This window comes from Paraburkholderia sediminicola, assembly GCF_046027355.1.
Lineage (GTDB): Bacteria > Pseudomonadota > Gammaproteobacteria > Burkholderiales > Burkholderiaceae > Paraburkholderia > Paraburkholderia sediminicola_B.
The window spans coordinates 47,176-68,855 of record NZ_JAQQEK010000024.1; the positions used below are offsets into that span (position 1 = coordinate 47,176).

19 protein-coding genes and 1 tRNA gene are annotated in these 21,680 nt (G+C 63.2%); 5 read left to right on the forward strand and 15 right to left on the reverse strand.

Annotated elements, in window-relative coordinates; genetic code table 11:
- Positions 1-71: 71 nt before the first annotated feature.
- The 5 genes from PQR42_RS32140 to gatC all read right to left on the reverse strand — a co-directional run bounded on the left by PQR42_RS32140 (position 72) and on the right by gatC (position 5,340).
- Positions 72-851, reverse strand: a complete 780-nt coding sequence (locus PQR42_RS32140) for an exodeoxyribonuclease III (RefSeq protein ID WP_012431400.1) — start codon at positions 849-851, stop codon at positions 72-74.
- Between the two features lie 48 nt (positions 852-899).
- Positions 900-1,739 (reverse strand): PPK2 family polyphosphate kinase, encoded by an 840-nt coding sequence (locus tag PQR42_RS32145; protein WP_408212375.1) that lies wholly within the window; start codon positions 1,737-1,739, stop codon positions 900-902.
- A gap of 139 nt (positions 1,740-1,878) precedes the next feature.
- Complete coding sequence (gene gatB, locus PQR42_RS32150) at positions 1,879-3,354, reverse strand: Asp-tRNA(Asn)/Glu-tRNA(Gln) amidotransferase subunit GatB (RefSeq protein WP_408383757.1); 1,476 nt, start codon at positions 3,352-3,354, stop codon at positions 1,879-1,881.
- Positions 3,355-3,359: 5 nt separating this feature from the next.
- Positions 3,360-4,847 carry an Asp-tRNA(Asn)/Glu-tRNA(Gln) amidotransferase subunit GatA gene (gene gatA, locus PQR42_RS32155; RefSeq protein WP_408383759.1) on the reverse strand — a complete coding sequence of 496 codons (1,488 nt, stop codon included), beginning with the start codon at positions 4,845-4,847 and terminating at the stop codon, positions 3,360-3,362.
- Positions 4,848-5,040: 193 nt separating this feature from the next.
- The gene (gene gatC, locus PQR42_RS32160) at positions 5,041-5,340 is read right to left on the reverse strand and encodes an Asp-tRNA(Asn)/Glu-tRNA(Gln) amidotransferase subunit GatC (protein WP_408494427.1); all 300 of its coding nucleotides are present in this window, start codon (positions 5,338-5,340) and stop codon (positions 5,041-5,043) included.
- Between the two features lie 379 nt (positions 5,341-5,719).
- On the opposite strand from gatC, the gene PQR42_RS32165 reads away from it, so the two are divergent.
- The 5 genes from PQR42_RS32165 (at position 5,720) to rodA (ending at position 12,149) form a co-directional block, all read left to right on the forward strand.
- Positions 5,720-6,763: a rod shape-determining protein gene (locus PQR42_RS32165; protein WP_004189550.1), complete on the forward strand. Its 1,044-nt coding sequence runs from the start codon at positions 5,720-5,722 to the stop codon at positions 6,761-6,763.
- A 153-nt stretch (positions 6,764-6,916) separates the two neighbouring features.
- Positions 6,917-8,026 (forward strand): rod shape-determining protein MreC, encoded by a 1,110-nt coding sequence (mreC, locus tag PQR42_RS32170; protein WP_408212364.1) that lies wholly within the window; start codon positions 6,917-6,919, stop codon positions 8,024-8,026.
- Positions 8,023-8,535, forward strand: a complete 513-nt coding sequence (gene mreD, locus PQR42_RS32175) for a rod shape-determining protein MreD (protein WP_408183993.1) — start codon at positions 8,023-8,025, stop codon at positions 8,533-8,535. Before mreC ends, mreD begins: the two co-directional genes overlap by 4 nt.
- A 142-nt stretch (positions 8,536-8,677) precedes the next feature.
- Positions 8,678-10,990, forward strand: coding sequence for a penicillin-binding protein 2 (mrdA, locus tag PQR42_RS32180; RefSeq protein WP_408383763.1), 2,313 nt, complete (start codon positions 8,678-8,680; stop codon positions 10,988-10,990).
- Between the two features lie 10 nt (positions 10,991-11,000).
- Positions 11,001-12,149 carry a rod shape-determining protein RodA gene (rodA, locus tag PQR42_RS32185; RefSeq protein ID WP_408212360.1) on the forward strand — a complete coding sequence of 383 codons (1,149 nt, stop codon included), beginning with the start codon at positions 11,001-11,003 and terminating at the stop codon, positions 12,147-12,149.
- A gap of 110 nt (positions 12,150-12,259) precedes the next feature.
- Here rodA and PQR42_RS32190 read toward each other — a convergent pair whose 3' ends face one another.
- From PQR42_RS32190 to rsmB, 10 genes are all read right to left on the reverse strand, one after another.
- Positions 12,260-12,964 carry a tetratricopeptide repeat protein gene (locus tag PQR42_RS32190; RefSeq protein WP_408212358.1) on the reverse strand — a complete coding sequence of 235 codons (705 nt, stop codon included), beginning with the start codon at positions 12,962-12,964 and terminating at the stop codon, positions 12,260-12,262.
- Entirely contained in the window at positions 12,961-13,743 is a 783-nt protein-coding gene (locus tag PQR42_RS32195; RefSeq protein ID WP_310813390.1) for an HpcH/HpaI aldolase family protein, read from the reverse strand. The genes PQR42_RS32190 and PQR42_RS32195 overlap by 4 nt, the downstream gene beginning before the upstream one ends.
- 234 nt (positions 13,744-13,977) lie before the next feature.
- Positions 13,978-14,421, reverse strand: coding sequence for a 6-carboxytetrahydropterin synthase QueD (gene queD / locus PQR42_RS32200; RefSeq protein ID WP_090518804.1), 444 nt, complete (start codon positions 14,419-14,421; stop codon positions 13,978-13,980).
- A 9-nt stretch (positions 14,422-14,430) separates the two neighbouring features.
- Positions 14,431-15,063: a 7-carboxy-7-deazaguanine synthase gene (queE, locus tag PQR42_RS32205; protein ID WP_408212353.1), complete on the reverse strand. Its 633-nt coding sequence runs from the start codon at positions 15,061-15,063 to the stop codon at positions 14,431-14,433.
- 63 nt (positions 15,064-15,126) lie between these two features.
- Complete coding sequence (queC, locus tag PQR42_RS32210; protein ID WP_408212350.1) at positions 15,127-15,861, reverse strand: 7-cyano-7-deazaguanine synthase QueC; 735 nt, start codon at positions 15,859-15,861, stop codon at positions 15,127-15,129.
- Between the two features lie 389 nt (positions 15,862-16,250).
- Positions 16,251-16,326, reverse strand: a tRNA-Phe gene (locus PQR42_RS32215).
- A 118-nt stretch (positions 16,327-16,444) separates the two neighbouring features.
- Entirely contained in the window at positions 16,445-17,134 is a 690-nt protein-coding gene (gene esaR / locus PQR42_RS32220; RefSeq protein WP_408212348.1) for a response regulator transcription factor EsaR, read from the reverse strand.
- Positions 17,135-19,549 (reverse strand): sensor histidine kinase, encoded by a 2,415-nt coding sequence (locus PQR42_RS32225; RefSeq protein WP_408212345.1) that lies wholly within the window; start codon positions 19,547-19,549, stop codon positions 17,135-17,137.
- The gene (locus tag PQR42_RS32230; protein ID WP_408383766.1) at positions 19,539-20,138 is read right to left on the reverse strand and encodes a DUF4390 domain-containing protein; all 600 of its coding nucleotides are present in this window, start codon (positions 20,136-20,138) and stop codon (positions 19,539-19,541) included. Before PQR42_RS32230 ends, PQR42_RS32225 begins: the two co-directional genes overlap by 11 nt.
- Positions 20,135-21,574, reverse strand: coding sequence for a 16S rRNA (cytosine(967)-C(5))-methyltransferase RsmB (rsmB, locus tag PQR42_RS32235; protein WP_408383768.1), 1,440 nt, complete (start codon positions 21,572-21,574; stop codon positions 20,135-20,137). The genes PQR42_RS32230 and rsmB overlap by 4 nt, the downstream gene beginning before the upstream one ends.
- Positions 21,575-21,680 lie beyond the last annotated feature (106 nt).

A 21,680-nucleotide genomic window follows, 5' to 3' on the forward strand; every position in this document is an offset into this window, starting at 1 on the left:
CCGCGGTTCTTCTCTGACGAGACAACTTTCGGAGTTGATTTCAGCCTCGCTTGCCACGCCGCGGGCTGTGCTTACTTCTTGACCTTATGGTCGTAATCCACCGTCAGCGGCGCATGGTCGCTGAACTTGATATCGCGGAACACGTCGGTGCGTTTCGCCTTGCTCGCGATACCCGGCGTCGCGATCTGATAATCGATCCGCCACCCGACGTTCTTCGCATACGCCTGACCGCGATTGCTCCACCACGTGTACTGCTCGGGCCGCTGGTCGAGCGTGCGGAACACGTCGACATAACCCACTTCATCGAACAGCTTGGTGAGCCATGCGCGCTCTTCCGGCAGGCAACCCGAGTTCTTCTGGTTGCTCTTCCAGTTCTTGATGTCGATTTCCTTGTGGACGATGTTGACGTCGCCGCACACGATCACTTCGCGCTCCTGAGACAGTTCCGCGAGATGCGGCATGAACTCGTCCATGAAACGGTATTTGGCCTGCTGGCGTTCGTCACCGCTCGAGCCCGACGGCACATACACCGAAATCACCGACAGCTTGCCGAAACGCAGCTCGACATAACGCCCTTCCGGGTCGAACTCCTCGCTACCGAAGCCGATCACCACTTCGTCCGGTTCGTGCCGCGTGTAGACGCCCGCGCCGCTATAGCCCTTCTTCACGGCATGTTGAAAATAGCCGGTGAAATTATGCGGGGCCATGAATTCCGGCGTCATGTCGTCCTGCGAGCATTTGATTTCCTGCACGCACAGCACGTCGGCCTTCTGTTCTCCAAACCAGTCGAAAAAGCCTTTCTTCGCCGCTGAGCGGATGCCGTTCAGGTTCGCGGTAATCACACGCAACATGTCGTTCCTTTTTAATGTTCGATTCGTTTCTGAAGCAAAAGGACACGGTCACTCGACCTTGATGCCCTTCAGCGATTCCTTGGCAGGCGGATATTCGAGCTTCAGCGCTTCGAACGTGCGCAACAGCAACTCCGCGACCATCACATTGCGATGCGTCTTCGAGTCAGCCGGAATCACGTACCACGGCGCGTACTCGGTCGATGTCGCGGCCAGCGCGTCCTGATACGCCGCCTGATATTTGTCCCACTGCTTGCGCGCTTCGAGATCGGCGACGTCGAATTTCCAGTGCTTGCTCGGATCGTCGATGCGCGCCTGCAGCCGCGCGCGCTGCTCGTCTTTCGAAATGTGCAGCATGCACTTGACGATGGCCGTGCCGCTATACGCCAGCAATTCTTCGAACTGGCGGATGTGGCAGCAGCGTTGCACGAACGCTTGCGCATCCAGCGCGCCGAGCACGGTGGGCACCAGCAGATCTTCGTAGTGACTGCGATTGAAGATCGTCAGTTCGCCGGCGGCCGGCGCTTGCGCATGCACGCGCCAAAGAAAGTCGTGTGCGAGTTCGACGGGCGTCGGCGCCCTGAACGGCACGATGCGCAAACCGAGCGGGTCGACTTCGTGAAACACCGCGCGGATCGTGCCGTCCTTGCCGCTCGTGTCCATGCCCTGCAGCACCAGCAACACGCGGCGCGTCTGCTGCGCGTGCAAACACTCCTGCAGGGTGTCGAGCTTCGCGCCGATCTCCGACAGACGCACCCTGTCGGTATCTTTCGAACCGCTCGAAAACGGCTTGGCGGACGGGTCGAAGTCGCTCAGCGAGAATTTGCTTTTCTTCTTGCCGTCGTCGAAATACGGCACGCGGAAATCGTCGAGTTCGGGTTGCTTGGCCATCCACACACTCCGTGATCTGCGTCTGTTTAAACGGACCCGCAAAATGAAACGGGCCGTTGCCCCACTTTCGTTTCCGGCAACAGCCCGTGCTGACTGAAGCGTGAACGCTTCAGCCGTGCGTCTCTATCTCAGCTTCAACTCAGGACAGCTTCTTCTTCAGCAGTTCGTTCACCTGCGCCGGATTGGCCTTGCCCTTGGTCGCTTTCATTGCCTGACCGATCAGCGCATTGAACGCCTTTTCCTTGCCGGCGCGGAATTCCTCTACCGACTTCTGGTTCGCGGCGAGCACTTCGTCGATGATCGCTTCCAGCGCGCCGGTATCCGAAATCTGCTTCAGCCCCTTCGCCTCGATGATGCGGTCGGCGGCAGCTTCGTCGGTGGCCTTCTCTTCCCAGATCGCGAGGAAAATTTCCTTGGCGATCTTGTTGGAGATCGTACCGTCGGCGATACGCTGCAGCAGCAACGCGAGTTGCGCGGACGACACCGGGCTCTCGGCAAAGTCGAGACCCTCGCGATTCAGTTGCGACGACACTTCGCCCATCAGCCAGTTAGCCGCAACCTTCGCATTGGCCGGGCCGACTTTGCTCACCACCGCTTCGTAGTACGCGGCCATGGCTTTGCTCGATGTCAGCACGTTGGCGTCGTACGGCGTCAAACCGTATTGCGACACGAAGCGCTCTTGAATCGCTACCGGCAGTTCCGGCAACTCGCTCCTCACGCGCTCGACCCACGCCGCATCGATTACGAGCGGCATCAGATCGGGATCGGGGAAATAGCGGTAATCGTGCGCGTCTTCCTTGCTACGCATGGAGCGCGTTTCGCGTTTGTCCGGATCGTACAGACGCGTTTCCTGCACCACGGTGCCGCCGTCTTCGATCAGTTCGATCTGACGGCGCACTTCGTACTGGATCGCTTCTTCGAGGAAGCGGAACGAGTTCAGGTTCTTGATCTCGGCGCGCGTGCCGAATTCCGCCTGACCGACCGGACGCACCGACACGTTCGCGTCGCAACGGAACGAGCCTTCCTGCATGTTGCCGTCGCAGATGCCGAGCCACGTCACGAGCGTGTGCAGCGTCTTGGCATAGGCAACCGCTTCGGCCGCACTGCGCATTTCCGGCTCGGTGACGATTTCGAGCAGCGGCGTGCCGGCGCGATTCAGGTCGATGCCGGTCATGCCCGCGAAATCTTCGTGCAGCGACTTGCCCGCGTCTTCTTCGAGGTGAGCGCGCGTGAGGTTGACGACCTTCTCGTACGCTTCCTTGCCCGCCTTTTCATTGGCCGGCACCTGAATCGTCACCTGGCCGCCCTGCACGACGGGGATTTCGTACTGGCTGATCTGATAACCCTTCGGCAGATCAGGGTAGAAATAATTCTTGCGCGCGAAGATGCTGCGCGGCGCCACCGTCGCACCGATCGCGAGGCCGAACTGAATCGCGCGCTCCACAGCACCGCGGTTCATCACCGGCAACGTGCCCGGCAATGCAAGATCGACGGGGCACGCTTGAGTGTTCGGCGCGGCGCCGAATTGCGTCGCGGCGCCGGAAAAAATCTTCGATTGCGTCGACAGTTGCGCGTGGGTCTCCAGACCGATCACGACTTCCCATTGCTTGGCCATGGTGCTCACACTCCTGCCGGTGCTTTGCGGTGCCAGTCGGTCGCGCGTTGGAACGCGTCGGCCACCTGCAGCATCCGGGCTTCATTGAAATAGTTGCCGATGATCTGCAAACCCACCGGACGCTGCGCATTCGCGCCCGCGCCGAAACCGCACGGCACGCTCATGCCCGGCAAACCGGCGAGGCTCACCGACAGCGTGTAGATGTCGGCCAGATACATCTGCACCGGATCGTCGCCCTTCGCGCCGAGGTCCCACGCAACCGTTGGCGCAACCGGTCCCATGATCACGTCGCACTGCTTGAACGCTTCCTGGAAGTCCTGCGCGATGATGCGGCGGATCTTCTGCGCCTGCAGGTAGTACGCGTCGTAATAGCCGTGCGACAGCACGTACGCGCCGACCAGAATGCGGCGCTTCACTTCCGGGCCGAAACCTTCGGCGCGCGACTTCTTGTACATGTCGAGCAGATCGCGATACTCCGCGGCACGATGGCCGAAGCGCACGCCGTCGAAACGCGACAGGTTCGACGAAGCCTCCGCCGGTGCGATCACGTAGTACACCGGAATCGACAACTCGGTTTTCGGCAACGAGACTTCGACCAGCGTGGCGCCGAGCGCTTCGTATTGCTTGAGCGCGGCGTCGATCGACAAGCGCACGTCGTCGGCAAGACCGGCGCCGAAATACTCTTTCGGCAAACCGATGCGCAGGCCGGCGAGCGGCTTGCCGGCGCTATCTTCTTTCCACGACTTGCCCAGATAGCGCGTGTAGTCTTCGTCGTCGCGCACGAGGCTGGTCGAATCACGTTCGTCGAAACCGGCCATGGCGTTGAGCAGCGTGGCGCAATCCGCGGCGCTTTGCGCCATCGGACCACCCTGATCCAGCGACGAAGCGAACGCGATCATGCCGTAACGCGACACGCGGCCGTACGTGGGCTTGATACCGGTGATGCCGGAAAACGACGCCGGCTGACGGATCGAACCGCCGGTATCGGTACCGGTCGCGGCCGGCGCAAGCCGCGCGGCCACGGCCGCCGCCGAACCGCCCGACGAACCGCCCGGCACAGCCTTAACATCCCACGGATTCTGCACGGGACCAAAGTACGAATTCTCGTTGGACGAGCCCATCGCGAACTCGTCCATATTGGTCTTGCCCACGCACACCATGCCGGCGTTCTGCAGACGCGCGACCACGGTCGCGTCGAACGGGCTCTCATAGTTCGACAGCATTTTCGAGCCGGCGGTGGAGCGCCAGCCCTTGGTGACGAACACGTCCTTGTGCGCGATCGGCAGGCCGACGAGCGGGCCGGCGTGGCCGGTATGGAGCAGCGCGTCCGCGGCTTTCGCCTGCGCGAGCGTCAGCTCGGGGTCGACCTGGATGAATGCGTTCAGGCTGTTGGCCGCGTCGATCCGCTTCAGATAGAGCTGCGCCAGTTCGACTGCGGAGCATTCCTTGGCCGTCAGTGCGGCGCGCAGTTCGGTCAAACTTTTTTCATGCATTGCGTTTTATCCTGAAGAGCGCGGCAGCGTAGTCACGCTGCCGTGGAGGCGTTCGGCTGCCCGCCGGCAAGCCGAGCCGAGGAAGCCGGAGACGACGGTCATGCAAGCGCCGGGGCCACGAGGCGATATGCCGCTGAGCGGCACATCGCCGGGAGGCTGGCTCGCGCGCCGCGCCGGGCTCGATGCGCGGGTTTTACTCGATCACCTTCGGCACGAGATACAGGCCTTCGTGCACGGCCGGCGCCGGGCGCTGGAAAGCTTCGCGTTCGACCGTTTCGGTCACCGCGTCGTTGCGCAGACGCAGCGCGACGTCTTCGATCTGCTCGATCGGATGGGCAAGCGGCGCGATGCCGGTGGTATCGACCGCCTGCATCTGCTCGACGAGGCCGAAAAAATCGTTGAGCTGGACAAGCGTGTGCTCAGCTTCGGCGTCGGCCAGTTCGAGCCGCGCAAGATGCGCGATGCGTTTTACATCGGTCAGGGTCAGAGCCATGCAGTCACCGGAAAATGTGGTGGACCGCCGCAGCATAGAAAAACAACGCTGCGACAGCGGGTTACGACGCTGGAGGAAGACCTCGAAAAAGGGGCCAGCGGAGGCAAAAAGTGCCGTCCGTTTCCTTCAAAACATCCAAAATTATAAGGTATCATTACGCGTTCGACCCAAACCCGGACCGACTTACCAAGGCCTTTCTGAACAATTCCCAAAGATAGTTCGGATTTTTCTGACCTGGCTTTGCACCGGCCTCCGGTAGACTCCCTCGCAGCTTCAAGTTCCTGTGGCGCCGCTTCCGCCCGGTTGAAGCTGTTATTTTTTCCGCTGCCGCCCTGCGCAACCATTGCGAGGCCCGGCCCCCAGCGAGACAGGATTTTGAATGTTCGGTTTTTTGCGCAGCTACTTCTCCAACGATCTGGCCATTGACCTCGGTACGGCCAACACGCTCATCTACATGCGTGGCAAGGGCATCGTTCTTGATGAACCGTCGGTGGTCTCGATCCGCCAGGAAGGCGGTCCCAACGGTAAGAAAACCATCCAGGCAGTCGGCAAGGAAGCCAAGCAGATGCTCGGCAAGGTGCCGGGCAACATCGAGGCAATCCGCCCCATGAAAGACGGCGTGATCGCCGACTTCACCGTCACCGAGCAGATGATCAAGCAGTTCATCAAAACTGCTCACGAATCGCGCATGTTCTCGCCGTCGCCGCGCATCATCATTTGCGTGCCTTGCGGTTCGACCCAGGTCGAGCGCCGCGCTATTAAAGAAGCCGCGCACGGTGCGGGCGCTTCGCAGGTGTACCTCATTGAAGAACCCATGGCTGCGGCTATCGGCGCCGGCTTGCCGGTGTCGGAAGCCACCGGCTCGATGGTCGTCGACATCGGCGGCGGCACGACCGAAGTCGGCGTGATCTCGCTCGGCGGTATCGTGTACAAGGGCTCCGTGCGCGTGGGTGGCGACAAGTTCGACGAAGCCATCGTCAACTACATCCGCCGCAACTACGGCATGCTGATCGGCGAGCAAACCGCCGAAGCCATCAAGAAGGAAATCGGTTCCGCCTTCCCGGGTTCCGAAGTCAAGGAAATGGAAGTGAAGGGCCGCAATCTGTCGGAAGGCATTCCGCGCAGCTTCACGATCTCCAGCAACGAAATTCTCGAAGCCCTCACCGATCCGCTGAACCAGATCGTGTCGTCGGTGAAGATCGCGCTCGAACAAACGCCGCCGGAACTTGGTGCGGACATCGCCGAGCGCGGCATGATGCTCACCGGCGGTGGCGCACTGCTGCGCGATCTGGACCGCCTGCTCGCCGAAGAAACTGGCCTCCCGGTGCTCGTCGCCGAAGACCCGCTGACCTGCGTTGTGCGCGGCTCGGGCATGGCGCTCGAACGCATGGACAAGCTGGGCAGCATCTTCTCGTACGAGTAAGCGAGCCCGTCTCCATGTCAGTAGCGCGGATCAGGCAAACGGCCCCTTGCGGGCCGGTTTGCCGTTGGCTGGGCCTGCCAGCCTCCGCGCGCTGAACGCGCGTCCCTCGCGCGCCGCCGTCTCACCCAACCGTTCACGCCCCCGGCGCCGACCATGGAATACAGTCCGCCGCCCCTGTTCAAGCAAGGACCATCCGCCCTCGCACGACTGGTATTTTTTGTCTTGCTGGCGATCGCCCTGCTGATCTCCGACGCACGCTTTAGAACGCTCGAAATCGTGCGTGGCGTGCTCGGCGCGGGTCTTTATCCGTTGCAACGCGCGGCGCTCGTGCCGCGCGACATGTTCGTGGGCGCCGCCGACCTGGCCGTGACCAGCGCCACGCTGCGCAGCGAAAACGACAAGCTGCGCACCAAAGATCTGCAGCTTTCGCAGCAAGCCAATACGGCCGCCGAACTGGCTGCCGAAAACGCGCATTTGCGCGCGCTGCTGCAACTGTCCCAGCGCTCCACCACGGAATCGCTGCCGGCCGAGATCCAGTACGACACGCGCGATCCGTTCACGCAGAAGGTCGTGATCGGCCGCGGTGCGCAGCAAGGCATCCAGAACGGTTCGCCGGTCGTCAATGAAGACGGCGTGATCGGCCAGGTGACGCGCGTGTTCCCGCTGCAAGCCGAAGTGACGCTGCTCACGGACAAGGATCAGGCGGTGCCCGTACAGATCGTGCGCACTGGCTTGCGCAGCGTGATCTACGGCACGCCGAAGGGCGACACGCTCGATCTGCGCTTCGTGCCGATCAGCGCCGACATCCAGTCCGGCGACGAACTCGTCACCAGCGGCCTGGACGGCGTGTATCCGCCGGGCCTGCCGGTCGCCAAGGTGGTGCGGGTCGACAAACAGGCCGATACGGCGTTCGCGCGCGTGATCTGCCTGCCGATCGCACCGGTGCGCGGCGCACGCCAGTTGCTGGTGCTGCATTACGTGAACAATGTGCCGCCGCGCCCGGCCGAAGAACCCGATGCAGCCACGGCCGCGAAAGAGGCGAAAGCGAAGAAGGGCGGCAAACCGGCGGACGGCAAAGCTGCGGCGGACAAGTCTCCGGCAAAAGCGGGCGAAAAACCCGCCGCCGAGAAACCCGCAGCCGCCAAGCCCGCCGAAAAAGCGCCGGCCAAACCGGCCGCCGTGGAGAAAAAGGCCGCCCCCGAAAGGAAACCGGCCGCTGAGAAGAACGCGAAGCCGCCAGCCAAGCCAGGGGCCCAGCCATGAACCGTCCGCAATATATTCTGCAGCCGGTCAATCCCTACTTCATCTCGTTCAGCCTCGCTGCAGCGTTCCTGCTGAATCTGATGCCGTGGGGACGCCTCGTCGGCGTGCCGGACTTCGTGGCGCTCGTGCTGCTGTTCTGGAACGTGCACCAGCCGCGCAAAGTCGGCATGGGTATCGCGTTTTCGCTCGGTTTGCTGATGGATGTGCATAACGCCAGCCTGCTCGGCGAGCACGCGCTGGCGTATACGTTGTTGTCGTACGGCGCGATCACGATCCACCGCCGCGTGCTGTGGATGTCGCTCGGCGTGCAGACCTTCGCGGTCATGCCGCTGCTGGTCGTCGCGCAACTGGTGCCGTTCGTGATCCGTCTGCTGACGGGCGCGGCGTTTCCGGGTTGGGGTTATCTGATCGACGGCTTCGTCGAAGCCGCGCTGTGGCCGGTCACCAGCGTGCTGCTGCTGATGCCGCAGCGCCGCCCGGCCGATCCGGACGATACCCGGCCGATTTGATCCCGCAGCGAGCCCGCCGGCCGTTCTTGCCAGAACCCACTTTGCCGGCCCGCTCGACGCGCATCGCTGTTCATGCCTTCCGGTTCCGGCCGGAAAAGGCGCACACTCATGATGGCCGTCACCCGGCCTTTTGCAGAATCGCATGACCGAATTCAAGGACACTCAGCAACAGCTCTCGAAGTTCCGCCTGCGCGTCGCGGCGGCGGGCCTGTTCGTGTTCGTCTGCTTCGGGCTGATCGGCTTCCGTTTCCTGTTCCTGCAGGTCTGGCACTACAGCAAATACTCGCTGCAAGCCGATGAAAACCGCATTTCGGTCGCGCCGATCGTGCCGAACCGCGGCATCATCACCGATCGCAACGGCGTCGTGCTGGCCAAGAACTACTCGGCTTATACGCTCGAACTCACGCCCTCGAAGCTGAACGACTCGCTCGAAAACGTGATCGACAGCCTGGCCACGGTCGTCTCGATCGACGCGCGCGACCGCCGCCGCTTCAAGAAACTGCAGGAAGACTCGAAGAACTTTGAGAGCCTGCCAATCCGCACCCGCCTGACCGACGACGAAGTCGCGCGCTTCACCGCGCAGCGCTTCCGTTTTCCCGGCGTGGAAGTGCGCGCGCGCCTGTTCCGCCAATATCCGCTCGGGCCGACCGCGGCGCACGTGATCGGCTATATCGGCCGGATTTCGCAGCGCGATCAGGACCGTATCGACGACGCCAGCGACCAGAACGACAGTGATCCGGACCACTACGATCCGCGTCTGGATGCGAACAACTACAAGGGCACCGACTACATCGGCAAGATCGGCGTCGAGCAAAGTTACGAGACCGAGTTGCACGGCCAGACCGGTTTCGAGGAAGTGGAAGTGACCGCCGGCGGCCGTCCCGTGCGCACGCTGTCGCGCACCCAGGCAACGCCCGGCAACAACCTCGTGCTGTCCTTGGATATCGGGCTGCAGCAGGTCGCCGAGCAGGCCTTCGCGGGCCGCCGCGGCGCGCTGGTCGCGATCGAGCCGTCGACGGGCGATGTGCTCGCGTTCGTGTCCGCGCCGAGCTTCGATCCGAATTCGTTCGTCGACGGGATCGATCAGCAGACCTGGGACGATCTCAACAACTCGCCCGACCACCCGCTGCTCAACCGGCCGTTGCACGGCACCTATCCGCCGGGCTCGACTTACAAGCCGTTCATGGCGCTTGCCGCGCTGACGCTACATAAGCGCACGCCGGGCTGGGGCTTCCAGGATCCGGGTTCGTACACCTTCGGCGGCCACACGTTCCGTAACGACGTGCGCTCGGGCCAAGGCTGGGTCGATATGAACCGCGCGATCGTGGTATCGAACGACACGTATTTCTACATGCTCGCGCACGATCTCGGCGTCAACAATATCGCCAACTTCATGAAGCCGTGGGGCTTCGGCCAGATCACCGGCATCGACATTTCGGGCGAGGCGCGCGGCATCCTGCCGTCCACGGAATGGAAGCGCAAGGCGTACCGTAAGCCCGAACAGCAACGGTGGTATGAAGGCGAAACGATCAGTCTCGGCATCGGCCAGGGCTACAACTCGTTCACCATTCTCCAGCTTGCTCACGCCACGGCCACGCTCGCGAACAACGGCGTCGTGATGAAGCCGCACCTCGTGCGCGACATCGAAAATCCGATCACGAAAGACACGCGGCCGGTCGTGCGCGACCCGAGCGACAAGATCGCGGTGAAGCAGTCGGATATCGACATCATCAAGCGCGCGATGGAAGGCGTCGTGACCAACGGCACGGCGTCGAAGTTGTTCATCGGCGCGCAGTACCAGGCGGCCGGCAAGACGGGGACGGCGCAGGTCTACTCGCTGCAGGGCGCGAACTACAAGGGCCACGCGATCGCCGAGCATCTGCGCGACCACGCGCTCTTCATCGCGTTCGCGCCGGCCGAGCAACCGAAGATCGCGCTCGCGCTGATCGTCGAAAACGGCGGCTGGGGTGCGGAATCGGCGGGCCCGATTGCGCGCAAGGTGCTCGATTATTACCTCGTCGGCAAGAACAAGCCGGGCGCTCAGGCGGCGGCGATCGAGGCAGCGGCGTCGGCGACCGAGGATGCGTCCGCGCCGGAAGTCGGCGGCGCACCGTTGCCGCAGGACGCGGCGCAGCCGGTCAAGGTCGCGGCGGGCTTCACCGCGCTGCCGATTCCCGGTGCGGCTTCGGCGGCAGCGGCGGCTTCCGCTGCGGCGGCTGCGAAGGCTGCGTCCGCGGCGGCAGCAGCTTCCGCGCCTGATGCCGCATCGGCACCGGTGCCCGCCTCGGCGTCCGCGGCCACCGCCACGAAGAATCCAGCGTCGCGTAAATCCGGCGTCCCGCACAAACCCCGTCCGGCCAGCGAGCCGGCGCCGACTGCCGCCGCTCCGTCGCGCGATAACGGCATTCAGGCCACGTCGCCACGCCAGCCGGTTTCCGGCGGCATCGACGAGTAAGGAGAAAGGCATGCAATTCGACAAGCGCGCCTGGCTCGACCGCATTAAGCGGATGTTCGCGGGCTTCGACCGCCCGCTCGCACTGATCGTGTTCCTGCTGTTGTGCGTCGGCATCGTCACGCTGTACAGCGCGAGTCTCGATGTTCCCGGCCGCGTGGAAGACCAGTTGCGCAACATCATGCTGACGTTCGTGCTGATGTGGGCGCTCGCCAATGTCCCGCCCACCACGCTGATGCGCTTCGCGGTTCCGCTCTATACATTCGGGATCGCGTTACTGGTCGCGGTGGCGCTATTCGGCCTCACGCGCAAGGGGGCGAAGCGCTGGATCAATGTCGGCGTGGTGATCCAGCCATCGGAAATCCTGAAGATCGCCACGCCGCTAATGCTCGCGTGGTACTACCAGCGACGCGAAGGCGTGATGCGCTGGTACGACTTTCTGGTCGGTTTGGTGATTCTGGCGGTACCGGTTGGTCTGATCGCCAAGCAGCCCGACCTTGGTACTGCCGTGCTGGTGTTCGCGGCCGGCCTCTTCGTGATTTACTTCGCGGGCCTCAGTTTCAAATTGATCGTGCCGGTACTGATTGCAGGTGTGATCGCCGTCGGCTCGATCGCGGCGTTCCAGGACAAGATCTGTCAGCCGGAAGTGCAGTGGCCGTTGATGCACGATTATCAGAAGCACCGCATCTGCACGCTGCTCGATCCGACCTCTGATCCGCTCGGCAAGGGCTTCCACACGATCCAGGCGGTCATCGCGATTGGCTCCGGTGGCCCGCTTGGCAAAGGCTGGCTGAAAGGCACGCAGGCGCATCTGGAGTTCATCCCCGAGAAGCACACCGACTTTATTTTCGCGGTGTTCTCCGAAGAGTTCGGGCTGGCGGGCGGCGTCGTGCTGCTCACGCTATACATGCTGTTGATCGCGCGCGGGCTGTATATCGCGGCCAATGGCGCGACGCTATTCGGACGCTTGCTGGCGGGCTCGTTGACGATGGCGTTCTTCACCTACGCGTTCGTGAATATCGGCATGGTGAGCGGGATCTTGCCGGTGGTCGGCGTGCCGTTGCCGTTCATGAGTTACGGCGGTACTGCGCTGACGACGCTGGGGGTGGCCATCGGCCTCATCATGAGCGTCGCGCGGCAGAAGCGGTTGATGCAGAGTTAGCGCGACGGAGCCGCGCGAGCACTGCCGGTAACACCACAAGCAAAAGGGGCGCTCTTCACACACGGAGCGCCCCTTTTCGTATCCAGCGTCGTTATCAAAACGTCACGGTCTTACTGCGGCTTCACTTCCTTCTGATCCCGCAATTGCGCGCTGAGTTGCTGATACTTGAGCCGCGCCGCCGGATCGCCCTGCGCCGCCGCGGCCGCGTAATAAGCGCGGGCCACGTTCAGATTCTTCTCCACGCCGTCGCCGCCTCGCTCATAGAACGAGCCGGCCACGTATTGCGCCGTCATGTCGCCACCCTCCGCCGCTTTCTTGTACCAGACGAACGCCTGCTTATTGTCGCGCTCGGTGCCGCGTCCATCGAGGAACTGATTGGCCAGCGCCAACTCCGCCTGCACATGCCCTTGCTGCGCTGCCTTCAGGAACCAGCGATGCGCCTCGACCGGATCGCGCCCGACGAACTCGCCATCGTCGTACATCTTGCCGTACACGTATTGCGCGTGCGACATGTTGGCGTCGGCGGCCTTACGCAGCCACTTCTTGCCTTCATCGACGTTGGCCGGGGCGCCTTCGCCGTTGAGCAGCATCATCGCGTAGTTGAACTCGGCGAGCCGGCTGCCGCGCTCGGCGGCCTTGCGGAACTCGGTCAGCGCCGCGGCCAGATTGCCGGCGTTGTAGTCGGCGACCGCGGTTTGCGTCTCCGGATCGTTCGACTTCGCAACGCGGCTGTCTTGCGCATAGGCCGCCACATTCGCCATCAATGCCGCTGCGACTGCCAGACGCACCACGACGCACTGCACCATCCCCTTCATGACCTCACCTCCTGCAGCGCCTGGCGAGTCGCGCGCAACATCCACATGACGTCGGCGGCCAGAGCGATGAAACGAAAACCGGCATCGCGATGCTGCTTGGCACTCGCGACGTCCATGGCGAAAATACCGGCGGCAATGCCCGCCTTGTCCGCGGCGCTGACGATGCGCGCCATCGCGGCCTGCACGTCGGCGTGCTTCGAATCGCCGAGATGACCGAGGCTCGCGGCGAGATCGGCCGGTCCGACGAACAGGCAATCGACGCCCGGCGTCGCCGCGATCTTTTCCACTTCCTGCAAGCCGCGCGCTGACTCAATCTGCACGATGGTCGCGATCTGCGCGTTGGCCGTCTGCACGTAGTCGCGCCGCATGCCGTAGCCCGCGGCCCGCACCGCGCCGGCAACGCCGCGCTCGCCATCGAGCGCCCCGGCGGTCGGATATTGCGTGAGACGCACGGCACGCGCCGCCTCGTCCGCCGACTCGATATTCGGGAACATCAGCGTGCGCGCGCCGGCATCGAGCACGCGCTTGACGAGCCATGCCTCGCTAGACGGCACGCGCACCACCGGCTCGCTCGGCAGATGCGCGGCGGCGATCGCGCGCAATTGCGAGGCGACGTCGCCGCTATCGTTCGGTGAGTGCTCCATGTCGATCAGCAGCCAGTCGTAACCGGCGTGCGCGAGCGCTTCGGCGGCAGCGTCGCTACCGAGTGAGAGCCATAGTCCGAACAGCGGATCGGTTTCTTTAAGGCGTAACTTGAGGGGATTGGTGAAGGTGCTCATCGCCGCGCTCCGTGGCGATGAAGCGGTGCTTTGCCTGAACTGCTGGAAAGCATGCTGGCCTCGTGGGCCAGATGAACGCGCGGGCCGTGGCGGCCCGGCAGCCTGCTGCGACGCAATGCGGTGACCGGCATGTCTCGCTCCGTGTGGTTATCGGAGCGATCATACCGTGACAATAACGCGAGGGTTGGCGTTCCCCCAGGGAGACTTCCTTCGGGGGATGAGGCGCCGCCGGGTTTAGTCGCGGACCACGTCGGCCCAGCAATTCGGCGTCTCGTACAGACGCAGCTTGTGCAGACGCAGATTCACGCCGTAGTGCGCGTCGTAGACATTCGCGAGAATGTCGAATGCGACGGCGGCAAGATTTTCGACGGTGGGGATGCGATCGAGCACGACCGTCTTGTGGCCGGCCATCGTTTCCAGGAAACCGCGCACCTGCGTGTCGCCTTCATAGACGAGAAACGCATGGTCCCACTTGTCGACGAGATGCTCGACGGCGAGCGACTTCACGTCGGCGAAGTCCATCACCATGCCGCGATCCGGCGCGCCTTCGGTGTCGACCAGATCGCCTTGCAGCGTGATTTCGAGCACGTAGCGATGACCGTGCAGATTACGGCACTGGCTGCGGTGATCAGGAATGCGGTGACCCGCGTCGAATTCGAGTTTTCGTGTAATCGTCAGCACGGCAAATCAGGGAATGTTCAGATACTTGTGGGTCTGCATCGACAGGCGCCATTGCGGATGGCGTTTGCACCATTCGATCGCGAGCTTCGTGTTGAGGTCGCGCGACGGACCGTCCATGGGCTGGACGAGGAAATATTCGAAGTCGAGCTTCGCATACTCGGACAAACGCTGGTTGTCCTGCGGAATCACGACCTTCAATTCGTTGCCCTTGGTCACGACGAGCGGTGCGTCAGCCTTCGGGCTCACGCAGATCCAGTCGATCGTCTCGAGCACCGGCAGCGAGCCGTTGGTTTCAATGGCGATTTCGAAGCCGGCGGCATGCAGCGCGTCGACCAACGGTTGATCGATCTGCAGCATCGGTTCGCCGCCCGTGCACACCACGAAACGCTCGCCCTCGCCTTGCGGCCATTGCGACGCGATCATCTGCACCAGATCGTCAGCCGTGCGGTACTTGCCGCCGTTTTCGCCGTCGGTGCCGACGAAGTCGGTATCGCAGAAGCGGCACACCGCCTCGGCACGATCTTCTTCGCGGCCCGACCACAGATTGCAGCCGGCGAACCGGCAGAACACAGCCGGACGCCCGGCATTCGCGCCCTCGCCCTGCAACGTGTAGAAGATTTCCTTGACCGCGTAAGTCATGCTGCTTTCTGCCCTGTGTTCCTGAAAATTATTGCCTGAGTTGCGCTGCTGCGCCGACCGTCATTAGACCGGCACCTCGGTGACCTTCTCACCCGACAGATACGCTTCGTAGCCGCGCTTGCGCAACCGGCACGCCGGGCATTCACCACAACCGAAGCCCCATGCATGCAATTCAGCGCGTTCGCCGACGTAGCACGTATGCGTCTCGACGCGCACCAGCTCGACCAGTTCGTCGCCGCCAAGCTCGTGTGCGAGGCGCCACGTGTCCGCCTTGTCGAGCCACATCAACGGTGTCTCGAGCAGGATGCGCGTGTCCATGCCGAGGTTCAGCGCGACCTGCAACGCCTTCATCGTGTCGTCGCGGCAATCGGGATAGCCTGAGAAATCCGTCTCGCACATACCGCCGACCAGCACCTGCAAACCACGTCGATATGCAATTGCCGCGGCGATGGTCATGAACATCAGATTGCGGCCCGGCACGAACGTGTTCGGCAATCCGTTGGCCGTGGCTTCGATCTCGATCTCGCGCGTCATGGCGGTATCGCTGATCGCGCCGAGCACCGACAGATCGATCATATGGTCGTCGCCGAGGCGCTCGGCCCATGCGGGAAATGCGCGCGCGACGGCGTTGCGAAACCCCTCGCGGCATTCCAGTTCGACGCGGTGCCGCTGACCGTAATCGAAGCCCAGCGTCTCAACCGTTTCATAACGTTCGAGCGCCCAGGCGAGGCACGTGGCGGAATCCTGGCCGCCGGAAAACAGCACCAGAGCGCTACGTTTAGCGTCGTTGCGGATCACCGTGAAACTCCGTGAATGAAGAGTGCCACGTCGCGCTGCGCGAGGTGCGCCATGCAAGCAACGCGGCGCGACGCGTGCCGGCACTGCTGCCGGCCCAAAGCAGTATAGGCCGCGCCTTCCGCATACAGAGTCGCTGGGCGCTTATACCGTTAATCGTCGGGCGAAGGGTTCGGTGCTGGTGGCGGCGTTGCCGCGCGGCACTCAGGCGACGCACTCACGTGCAAGTCCTTGAACTGGCGCGATTTTATCACGCGACGCCGATTACCGCCGAGCGCGCCCTGCCGCGTGGTGCGCGCAAACCGAAGCAACGGATGCCCGTCACGCCCGTCACAATAGGGGCACAAAAAGGAAAAGCCCCAGGAATCTTGCGATTTCCTGGGGCTGAATCCTGGTGGCCTGGGACGGAATCGAACCATCGACACGCGGATTTTCAATCCGCTGCTCTACCAACTGAGCTACCGGGCCAACGAAGAACGAAATGATATCAAAGGGTCAGCAGTCCGACAAGCCCCTTCTCGAAAAAATCTGTGGAGGCGAAATCCGCACATTGCGCGCCGACTTCACTTCCGCTTGTTACTCACCTTCACTCGCCTTTGTTTTTTCCGAGATCCACGCCGAGTTGCTTGAGCTTGCGATACAAGTGCGTGCGCTCCAGCCCCGTCTTCTCCGCCACGCGCGTCATGCTGCCGTTCTCACGCGCGAGGTGATATTCGAAGTACGCACGCTCGAACGCATCGCGTGCGTCGCGCAGCGGAATATCGAACGAGATCGATGCGGTTTGCGCAGCCAGCGCGCCGCTGCCCAAGCCATCGGTCGAGAGCATCGGCAAGGCCGCTGCTGACGCCACCGCCGAAGCACTCACCGGCAACACCGGCTTGGCTGCCGCGCCGCCAGGCGCACCCGCCGCCGTGCCACGCGCGAGACCCTGCTCGACGGCCTTCAGCAGCTTCTGCAGCGCAATCGGCTTCTCGAGGAAATTGAGTGCGCCGATCTTGGTTGCTTCAACCGCCGTGTCGATGGTTGCGTGGCCGGACATCATGATCACCGGCATGGTCAGTTGACCTTGCGCGGCCCATTCCTTGAGCAAGGTCACGCCGTCGGTGTCGGGCATCCAGATGTCGAGCAGCACCAGGTCAGGCGCCTGGCGCAAACGGAACTCGCGCGCTTCCTGCGCGTTTTCCGCGGCCTCCACGACATGCCCTTCGTCGCTCAGGATCTCCGAGAGCAATTCCCGGATGCCCATTTCATCATCTACCACCAGGATGGTTGCCATTTACGCTGCCTTTGTCTGCACTGTTGCTTTTGTCTTTCCCTGCGACGCACCACCGTGCGCCGGACGCGGCCCCGTTCCGGGTGCCGCGGCATCGTCTGCCAGTTGAAGGAAGAGGATCGATATCTGCGCGCCCTCGATGACATCGCCCGCTTTCATACGATTGCGGATGTCGATGCGCGCGCCGTGTTCATCGACAATCTTCTTGACCATCGCAAGACCCAGGCCCGTACCTTTGGCCTTGGTCGTTACGTAAGGTTCGAATGCACGTGTGAGGATACGCGCGGGAAAGCCCGCTCCGTTATCCGACACCGTCAGACGCACCGCGACGTGTACTTTGCCTTCCGCGTCGGGGTCTCCGTATTCTACTGTCCTCGTCTCGAGCAACACATGCGGATGCTCGAGGTCCGCAACCGCATCCTGCGCGTTCTGCAGCAGGTTGTGAATCACCTGACGCAGTTGCGTCGCGTCGCCGCGAATCGCCGGCAACGCGGCGAGCTCCACCTGAATGGCGCCCTTGCCCTCTTCGATACCGTACAGCGTGAGCACTTCGCTGACCAGATCGTTCAGTTGCAGATGCGCGAGCACCGCTGGCGGCGTACGCGCGTAGTCGCGGAAATTGTCGACCATCTGCTTCATCGCGGCGACCTGGTTCACGATCGTGGTCGCGCCGCGCTTCAACACATCGGCATCGGACGGCGACAGCTTGTCGGCGAGCTTCATCTGCAAACGTTCGGCCGAGAGCTGGATCGGCGTGAGCGGATTCTTGATCTCGTGCGCGAGCCGCCGCGCGACTTCACCCCACGCGATCGAACGCTGCGCGGAGATCACGTCCGAGATATCGTCGAACACGACGACGTAGCCGGAGGTCTGCATGTCTTCCGCATCGCGGTCCGTCGCGGAGACGAGCCGCGCGCCGCGCACGAGCAAGGTGAGCGGCTCGGTTTCGCCCGGCACCTGCACCGAGAACTGCTGCTGCCAGTGGCCACGATCGTCGTGACCGTCGCCACTCGCCGCTTCGCGATCGGCAAACGCCTTGCGGACCATGCCGCCGAATTCGCTCAGCACGCCGATCTGATCCAGCGCCGAACCCATTACTGCCTGGAACGGCTGACGGAAAATCCGCTCGGCGCCGCGATTCGCGGTGGTCAGCCTGAACTGCCGATCGAACACGAACACGCCGGCGGTCAGGTTCGCGAGAATGCTTTCCAGATATGCCTTCGAATGTTCGAGCGCAATGCGGTTGTTCTCGACCGCCGCGCGCGCTTCGGACAACTGCCGCGTCATCGCGTTGAACGACTGCGTGAGAAAGCCCAGTTCGTCGCGTGATTTGATTTCCCGCTTCGGCGTGTAATCGCCTTCCGTGATTTCCTTGGTGCCTTGCGCCAACAGGAACAACGGCCGCGCGAGCTGATTGCCGAGCGCGAGCGCCAGCATCATCGCAATGAAGGTGGCGAGGAACAGCGCGAGCGTCAGCGTGCCGATATACATCTTGCGCAGACCCGTGCGGCCGAGCGCCTTCTCCTGGTACTCGCGATAGGCGCGCTGCACCGCGTCGGCATTGCGCGCGAGCGTGGGCGACACCGGCTGCGTGAGTTGCAGGAAGCGTTCGGTGGGCTGCAGCAGCGACGCGTTCGAATCGGGGATGCGTTGCACCACGCGCAGCCGCAACACGCCCTTGCTGCCATGCGCGTGAGGATCGCCGTCCACTTCGCCTTCGATCGCCGCATAGCCGCGACCGCGCGCCTGATCGATCATCAGCGACGTAGGCAAATCGTTCGGCACGAGCGTCGCATAGTTGCCGGAGGCCTGCGCGACCACGTGCATATCCGGCGTCGCACCGGACATGCTGCGCGTGGGTTCGACGATCGTCGCATCCTGCACGCCGAACTGATCGCGCAAGCGCAGCAGCGTAAGCGTCGTGCCGGCGGCGTCCGCGCTCGCCAACTGTTCCGACATCAACCGGCCCTTGGTCTGCAGGTCGGACAGCGACGCGTCGAGCATGCCGCGCCCGAGATTCAAGCCGGACGTGAGCGCTGTTTCAACGTTCACATCGAACCACGACTCGATACTGCGCGACACGAACTGATACGACACGACGTAGATGATCCCGCCCGGCACCACGCCGACCAGCGCCATGAAGAACGCGAGTTTCGCCAATAACCGCGTGCCGAACTTACCCTTTCTCAGCCGCGCGATGATGATGATGACGAGCGTCGCCACCACCAGCAAAAAGATCATCGCGACCACGAGGTTGGCAGCGTAGAGCCACTGGTAATAGCGGTCGAAGAATTCGGTGTTTGCACTGGCCGCGGCCAGCAGCACGAGCAGCAACACGGCCGTGACGGCGACAGTCGACACCAGCACGCGCACGACGATGCTGCTGACACTGGTAGCGGAGCGCACTTTATTTAGCACGTTCGGTCACCGTGAAGGTAAAGCGCTTCCATTCGGACGCGAGGTTCCAGTCGCGGTTGTTCACCGCGTCGATCTGAAACGGCTTGGGCATCAGCGCGATGTCGAGTTGCATGCGCACCGACGCGTTATAAGTCTCGCCGACACGCACTTCATTCCGGTCGATCACGTGCCACGACGTGATGTGCTTGATCACCGCGAGTGCATCCTTGAGCGTGGTGAAACCGAGCTGCAAACCGCCGGACGACACGCTCGACACGCGATATTCGCGTGTGAGCGGCTGGAACGACAGGCGAATGCTTTGCGACACACTCACCGGCTGCTCGTCGAACCAGTACCAGCGCGGCCGGCTCAGTTCGAAGTCGGTCGTGAAATAAAGCGGAATGCCTTTATTGACAGCGTCTTCAAGGTTGCTGTTCAGATCGAAGTCGAAACGCGCGTCGAGATTCCAGCCCGTGTTGTCGGATTGCAGCGACGCACGCTGCACCGCGATCGAGTCAGCATGCGCCACGCCCGGCGCCGCCAGCCATACGGCCAGCGCGATCCAGAGCACGGCAGCGAGCCGAAGCGGGAAGAAGCGTTTGATGGTCACCGTTTCTGAAAGCGCGCGTAGAAAAATCCGTCGTGGTCTGAGTTCGCGCCGGCGCTCTCTTCAGCGGGTTGTCCGGCATGAGAACCGGCCGATGTGTCGGCGGGCGCGCGAGCGACTGAAGGCAACAGTTGCCCCGGCGCGTCCAATCGTACCGCATCCTGATACTTGTTTCCAAACCACTGCGCCTGCAACTCGCCTTCTTCGGGAAAGATCGAACACGTAACGTAGAGCAACTCGCCGCCGGGTTTCACGAGCGGCCACAGCGCGTCGAGAATGCGGCGCTGCTCGGTGACCAGCGCGGGAATGTCGGACGCGCGGCGCAGCCAGCGGATATCCGGATGGCGCCGCACGATGCCCGACGCCGAACACGGCACGTCGGCCAGAATGCGGTCGAACGGCTGGTCGATGTCGTCGTGCCATTTCGCCGGCGCGCCCGCATCGCCGATCCGCACTTCCGCTTCGAGCTTGAGGCGCTGCAGATTTTCGCCGATGCGGCGCGCGCGCGACGCATCGCTTTCGAGCGCGACGAGCTGAAGTTTGGCGAGTTCGAGCAGATGCCCGGTCTTGCCGCCGGGCGCCGCGCAGGCGTCGAGCACGCGCATGCCGTCGCGCACGCCGAGCAGTGGCGCGGCGAGTTGCGCGCCGGCGTCCTGGACCGAGACGACGCCGTCGTTGAAGCCCGGAATGCGGTCGACCGGCATCGGCGTGGCGAGCTTGACGGCGTAGTCGCCGGCCTTGCTAGCGGCAATGTGATGGTTTTGCAGCACTTGCAGGTAGGCTTCGACCGTCGAGTGACGCGCGTTCACGCGCAGCGTCAGCGGGCCTTGCGTGTTGCCGGTGGCGAGCACCGACTGCCATGCGTCCGGCCACGCGCGTTTCACCGCGTCGATCCACCATGCCGGGTAGTTCCAGCGCGCCACTTCATCGGCTTGCGCGGCGCTCAACAGCGTTTCGCGCTCGCGCAGGAAATTGCGCAGCACGGCGTTGACGAGTCCCTTCGCAAAGGCGAATTCACGACGCGCGCCGATCGCGCTCACCGCCTGGTCAACCACCGTGAACGGCGCGTAGGCAGCGTTCGCTTCGTCGTCGACGAGCAAGGCCAGCGAGCAGGCGAGCACATGGCCGACGTGCGGCGGCGGCGCTTTTTTCACCAGCTGCGCGATCAGCCACTCAGCGGTCGCGAGACGCCGCATGGTGCGGTACGCGATGTCCTGCACCGCGCCGCGCGCGGCGGCGGCGCTGCCCTCGGGCGCGGACACGAAGACGGACTGCAGCGCAGCCGGCAAGGCTGCGCCGAGACGCACGGCGCCGACCGCCTGGCCCGCGCAGTCGAGCGCGAAACCGAGCGACTCGGGCGCGAGATGCAGCATCGACAAACGTGATTCGCGCGGACGCGCCGATGAGGAAGCAGTACGCGAAGAAGGCTTTGTGGTCATGAAGAAGGCTAAAGCGGGCCGCGCGGGAGCGCGCGACACAATCAACGCACATTGTAGCGTGGCGCGGCTCAAGGGCCGGCGGGCGGTCTATTGGCGGTGGCCACTG

What these genes read in the sequence shown, in the direction of transcription:
- PQR42_RS32145 (WP_408212375.1), bottom strand. Translation starts at nt 1,739, where the DNA reads ATGGCCAAGCAACCCGAACTCGACGATTTCCGCGTGCCGTATTTCGAC.
- gatC (WP_408494427.1), bottom strand. Translation starts at nt 5,340, where the DNA reads ATGGCTCTGACCCTGACCGATGTAAAACGCATCGCGCATCTTGCGCGG.
- gatA (WP_408383759.1), bottom strand. Translation starts at nt 4,847, where the DNA reads ATGCATGAAAAAAGTTTGACCGAACTGCGCGCCGCACTGACGGCCAAG.
- gatB (WP_408383757.1), bottom strand. Translation starts at nt 3,354, where the DNA reads ATGGCCAAGCAATGGGAAGTCGTGATCGGTCTGGAGACCCACGCGCAA.
- queE (WP_408212353.1), bottom strand. Translation starts at nt 15,063, where the DNA reads ATGACTTACGCGGTCAAGGAAATCTTCTACACGTTGCAGGGCGAGGGC.
- rsmB (WP_408383768.1), bottom strand. Translation starts at nt 21,574, where the DNA reads ATGACCACAAAGCCTTCTTCGCGTACTGCTTCCTCATCGGCGCGTCCG.
- PQR42_RS32165 (WP_004189550.1), top strand. Translation starts at nt 5,720, where the DNA reads ATGTTCGGTTTTTTGCGCAGCTACTTCTCCAACGATCTGGCCATTGAC.
- PQR42_RS32140 (WP_012431400.1), bottom strand. Translation starts at nt 851, where the DNA reads ATGTTGCGTGTGATTACCGCGAACCTGAACGGCATCCGCTCAGCGGCG.
- mreC (WP_408212364.1), top strand. Translation starts at nt 6,917, where the DNA reads ATGGAATACAGTCCGCCGCCCCTGTTCAAGCAAGGACCATCCGCCCTC.
- rodA (WP_408212360.1), top strand. Translation starts at nt 11,001, where the DNA reads ATGCAATTCGACAAGCGCGCCTGGCTCGACCGCATTAAGCGGATGTTC.
- esaR (WP_408212348.1), bottom strand. Translation starts at nt 17,134, where the DNA reads ATGGCAACCATCCTGGTGGTAGATGATGAAATGGGCATCCGGGAATTG.
- PQR42_RS32190 (WP_408212358.1), bottom strand. Translation starts at nt 12,964, where the DNA reads ATGAAGGGGATGGTGCAGTGCGTCGTGGTGCGTCTGGCAGTCGCAGCG.
- mrdA (WP_408383763.1), top strand. Translation starts at nt 8,678, where the DNA reads ATGACCGAATTCAAGGACACTCAGCAACAGCTCTCGAAGTTCCGCCTG.
- mreD (WP_408183993.1), top strand. Translation starts at nt 8,023, where the DNA reads ATGAACCGTCCGCAATATATTCTGCAGCCGGTCAATCCCTACTTCATC.
- PQR42_RS32195 (WP_310813390.1), bottom strand. Translation starts at nt 13,743, where the DNA reads ATGAGCACCTTCACCAATCCCCTCAAGTTACGCCTTAAAGAAACCGAT.